This is a genomic window from Streptomyces sp. 13-12-16, from assembly GCF_002114215.1.
GTDB lineage: Bacteria > Actinomycetota > Actinomycetes > Streptomycetales > Streptomycetaceae > Streptomyces.
Window position 1 is genome coordinate 1 of record NZ_NCTE01000492.1, and the last position, 4,246, is coordinate 4,246.

Here is a 4,246-nt window from a genome sequence, read left to right on the forward strand (position 1 = left end):
CCGGGCGGGCAGCCGGCGGACGAACGGGCCGTCCGTGCGCCGGGGCGGCAGCGGGCGGTAGGCGAAGGGGTCGTGGAACAGGTCCTGGCGCAGCCCGCGCAGGGTGCTCCGGGCCGCCCGGTACTCCGGGCTGCGGGTCCCCGCCCCGGCCCCGCGCGGGGCGGCCGGGGGCTGCTGGTGAGTCGTCTCGGTCACGCTCACACGGTAGGCCGACCGGGTGAGTGCGGTCGTCCCCGCTGAGACGGGTTCCCGGGCGTCCGTCTCAGGTACTACGCGGGCCACGACGGGCCGCTCCCCCTGCCCCGGGGTCAGTATCCCGAGGGGCGGACCAGCCCCGACTCGTACGCGAACACCGCGGCCTGGGTGCGGTCGCGCAGGCCCAGTTTCACCAGGATGCGGCCGACGTGCGTCTTCACGGTCTGCTCGGCCACCACGAGCCGTACCGCTATCTCCGCGTTGGACAGGCCCTGCGCGATCAGCGCGAGCACCTCCGTCTCGCGTTCGGTGAGGTCCCCCACGCGCTGCTTGAGGGGGCTGCGGGGGCGGGCGTCCAGCCGGGAGAACTCGGCGATCAGCCGCCGGGTGACGCCGGGCGCGAGGAGGGCGTCCCCGGCCGCCACCACCCGTACCGCCTCGGCGAGCTGGTCGGCGGAGGCGTCCTTCAGCAGGAAGCCGGACGCCCCGGCGCGCAGCGCCTCGTACACGTACTCGTCGAGGTCGAAGGTGGTCAGCACGAGGACCCTGACGTCCGGGGTGGCGGTGGTGATGAGGGCGGTGGCCTCGATGCCGCCGAGTTCGGGCATGCGGATGTCCATCAGGACGACGTCCGGGGCGAGTTCGGCGACCCGGGTGACCGCGTCCGCTCCGTTCACCGCCTGGCCGACGACCTCGATGTCGGGCTGCGCGTTCAGCAGCACGGTGAAGCCCTGCCGGACCATCTGCTGGTCGTCGGCGATCAGTACGCGGATCATGCGGTGCCGTCCTGGGGAGGGGGTGCGGTGGCGGGCGGGGCGGGGGCCGGGAGGTAGGCGTCGACCTTGTAGCCCATCCCGGCCCAGGGGCCGGCCGTCAGCCTGCCGCCCAGCATGACGGCCCGTTCCCGCATGCCGAGCAGTCCGTGCCCGGCGCCCGCGGACGGCGGCGCCTCCCGGGTCGGGCCGGTGTTGACGACCGTCACCCGCAGCCCCCGCGGATCGTAGGCCAGGGTGACGTGGGCGGTCGCGCCGGGCGCGTGCCGCAGCACGTTGCTCAGCGCCTCCTGCACGATCCTGTACGCCGACAGCTCCACGCCGGGCGGCAGCGGGCGGTGCTCCCCGCTGGTCCCGGTGGTCACGGTCAGTCCGGCGGCGCGGGTGTTCTCCACCAGCGACTCGAGCCGGTCGAGGGTGGGCTGCGGGGCGTCCGCGCGCTCGCCGGGCGCGGGGTGCTCGGAGCGCAGCACGTCGAGGACGCGGCGCAGTTCGGTCAGCGCCTCGACGGCGTTCTGGCGGATGCCGGCGAGGTTCTCCCTCAGCTCGTCGGGCGGGTCCTGGACCAGGTGCGGGGCGACCTGGGCCTGGATGGAGATCACCGACATGTGGTGGGCCACCACGTCGTGCAACTCCCGCGCGATGCGGCTGCGTTCCTCCAGGAGGGTGCGGCGGGCGCGTTCCTCGGCGGTGAGGGTGGTCTGCCGGCCGAGTTCGGCGCGGGCCTCGCGGCGGCCGCGCAGGGCCGCGCCGAGGACGACGGCGACGGTGAACAGGACGACGGCGGTCTCGCCGGTGGAGGAGTGGTTCCACGCGCCCCAGAGTCCCTGGAGGACGTAGGTGAGCAGCCCCGTCAGCGCCAGTGCCTCGACCGACACCCGGGTGGGCACGCGCAGGGCGAGCAGCAGCAGCACGAGCAGGTGGGTCGCGATCCCCCAGGCGTGCCAGGGCCACGGGAACCCGTCGATCTGGCCGGCCATCAGCATGCGGCGCGCCAGGACGGCTCCCGCCAGCGAGGCGGTGAGCGACAGCCACAGCGCCGGCACCGGACGCCGCAGCGCGAGGACGGCCGCCCCGCACTGTCCGACCGCGACCATCAGGGCCTGGCCGTGGCCGATCCTCCCGTACCCCTGGAGCTGGTTCAGGTCGCCGAAGAAGACGACGAACGCGGCCAGGCACACGAATCCGTGCGGCACCCAGCGCAGCCACTCCGACGGCGGCAGCGGGTCCGCACGCGCCGTCAGCAGGTCGTCCCGCAGCACCCGGAGCCACCGCAGGACGGCCTCCGCCCCCTTGTCCGTCACGCGGTTCAGCCTAGACATGCCGTACGTCCTTCGTCGTGGGCCGGTGCGTACGGACGACCCGGGACCGTCCCCCGTTCCCGCCGCCGCGCTCCCAGGACCGGAACGCCACCCAGCAGGCCGCGAGGGCGAGGACGAACACCGGCAGCCACAGCAGCCGGGCGGCGACCCAGCCGGGGCCGTCGGGGGCGGTGTGCAGACCGGGGAGACGGCCGGCGACGAGGCCGGTGGCGGTGGTCGCCATCAGGGCCGTCTGGTGCCAGAGGAAGACCGTCATCGCGGAGAGGTTGACCAGCGCCACCGCCGCCCACGCGACGGGACGCCGCATCGCCGTGCGCAGCCGGTCCCGCAGCAGCAGCGCGAGCCCGCACTGGGCGAGGCCGAAGGTGACGGCGGCCAGCGTCGGCGGGTTGAGGTTGGACACCCCGGCGCCCGGGACGCCGACCATCGACGCCGGGTAGCCGGCCCAGGCGACGAGCGCGGCCGTGACGGCCGTACCGGAGAGGAGGAGGACCCAGCCGGTCCTGCGGCGTTCCAGCTCGCCCCGGGTCCAGGCAGCGCCCAGGGTGTACGGCACCAGCCAGCCGGCCGCCAGGTTCAGCCAGCCGAGCCGGTCGGGGGCGCCGAGGCCGAAGCGGAGCAGGTCGACGTGGAGGACGACGGCGAGCGGCCACAGCGGGTGGAGCCGGGCGACGAGCGGGGTCGCGGCGGTGAGGGCGGCGAAGACCAGCAGGAACCACATCGGCGACAGGGCCAGTTTCACCAGCGTGCGGGTGGTGGCGTACTCGGCGCCGGAGAGCAGCAGGGCGGTCGTGACGACCGTCCACAGGATGAGGACGGCGGCGACCGGTGCGAACAGCCGGGCCAGCCGGCCGTGCAGCCAGCGGTGGTACGGGATGCCGCGGGCGCGCGCGGAGGCGTACCCGCGGGTCGCCACGTGCCCGCCGACCAGGAAGAACACGGCGAGGGTCTGGAACGCCCAGGAGACGGGCGCCAGCCACGGCAGGTGCTGGAGCGGGCTGGCCGTGCGCAGTGTGCGGCCGTCCGCGACGAGGGCGGTGACCAGCCAGTGGCCGAGGACGACACCGAGGACGGCGCAGGCGCGCAGGGCGTCCACGGCACGGTCGCGGTGGTCCGGGGTGGCCGCGTCGACGCGCCCGGCGGCGTCACGCATCGCGGTGGTGAGGCGGCTCATGAGGTCACCGCCCGCGTCTCGCCGAGGACGATCCGGGTGAGGTTGGCCAGGGAGGGGGAGCCGGGGGCGAAGTAGTCGCTGTGGCCGCCGTCGCCGGCCGCGAAGACCCGGGCGCCGAAGGCCGGGGAGACGGGGTCGGTGCCGAAGCCGACGGTGGTGCCGAGGAGGTCCGCGCTGAGGTGCGGAACGTGTCCGACCCAGTCGTCGGCGCCCCGGGCGGCCCAGATCCTGGCCCGGGTGCGCAGGCCGGCGGCGGTGTCGGAGCCGGTGCCGGGACTGCCGAGGAGGGCGATGTCGTCGACGTCGAGGCCGTCGGCGGCCTCGGCGCAGACGACGGAACCGTAGGAGTGGCAGAGGAGGGAGACGCGGGCACGCGGCCCGGCGACGTCACGCAAGTCGCTCACCAGCTCGCGCAGTTCGGGTGCGGCTTCCTCCGCCCGGTCGGTGGTGGCGACGGCGGCGCTGACGGTGGCGGGGGTCTCGTAGCCGAGCCAGGCCACGACGGCGGCCCGCGTGCCGAGCCGCTGGTGCAGGGCCAGGGCGGCGGCACGGAACCGGCCGTAGGTGTCGATGCCGGTGTCGGAGCCCGGCACGAGGACGGCGACGCGGTCGGCGTGCGCGAGGTCGCCGAACACCTCGGTGACCAGCCCGGCCCCCCGCCCGTCGAAGTCCAGCAACTGCCGCCCGGCCAGCGCCCGGTCTGCGTCGGCCCGCCGCCCGTCCCCGTACTCGGCGGCCATCCGGGCGGCCTCCTCGGCGTTGGCCCGGTTGGCGGCGTAGAC

General features: G+C 75.4%; 4 protein-coding genes and 1 pseudogene. All 5 read right to left on the minus strand.

Translation table 11 applies throughout. The annotated features are described in order from the left end of the window. A pseudogene (locus B7767_RS19465) lies at positions 1–282 on the minus strand (two-component sensor histidine kinase); the annotation flags it as partial. 26 nt (positions 283–308) lie between these two features. Beyond that, positions 309–971, minus strand: coding sequence for a response regulator transcription factor (locus tag B7767_RS19470; protein WP_085573300.1), 663 nt, complete (start codon positions 969–971; stop codon positions 309–311). Beyond that, positions 968–2,290, minus strand: a complete 1,323-nt coding sequence (locus tag B7767_RS19475; RefSeq protein ID WP_085573301.1) for a sensor histidine kinase — start codon at positions 2,288–2,290, stop codon at positions 968–970. Before B7767_RS19475 ends, B7767_RS19470 begins: the two co-directional genes overlap by 4 nt. Continuing rightward, on the minus strand, positions 2,283–3,464 hold the full coding sequence (locus B7767_RS19480; protein ID WP_085573302.1) for an acyltransferase: 1,182 nt from the start codon (positions 3,462–3,464) through the stop codon (positions 2,283–2,285). Before B7767_RS19480 ends, B7767_RS19475 begins: the two co-directional genes overlap by 8 nt. After that, on the minus strand, positions 3,461–4,246 hold a 786-nt coding region (locus B7767_RS19485; protein ID WP_107486189.1), incomplete at its 5' end, for an alpha/beta hydrolase. The genes B7767_RS19485 and B7767_RS19480, both read right to left, overlap by 4 nt.

Bases quoted from the DNA above. Each gene is read 5' to 3' on its own strand.
- B7767_RS19480 (WP_085573302.1), bottom strand. From the start codon at position 3,464: ATGAGCCGCCTCACCACCGCGATGCGTGACGCCGCCGGGCGCGTCGAC.
- B7767_RS19475 (WP_085573301.1), bottom strand. From the start codon at position 2,290: ATGTCTAGGCTGAACCGCGTGACGGACAAGGGGGCGGAGGCCGTCCTG.
- B7767_RS19470 (WP_085573300.1), bottom strand. From the start codon at position 971: ATGATCCGCGTACTGATCGCCGACGACCAGCAGATGGTCCGGCAGGGC.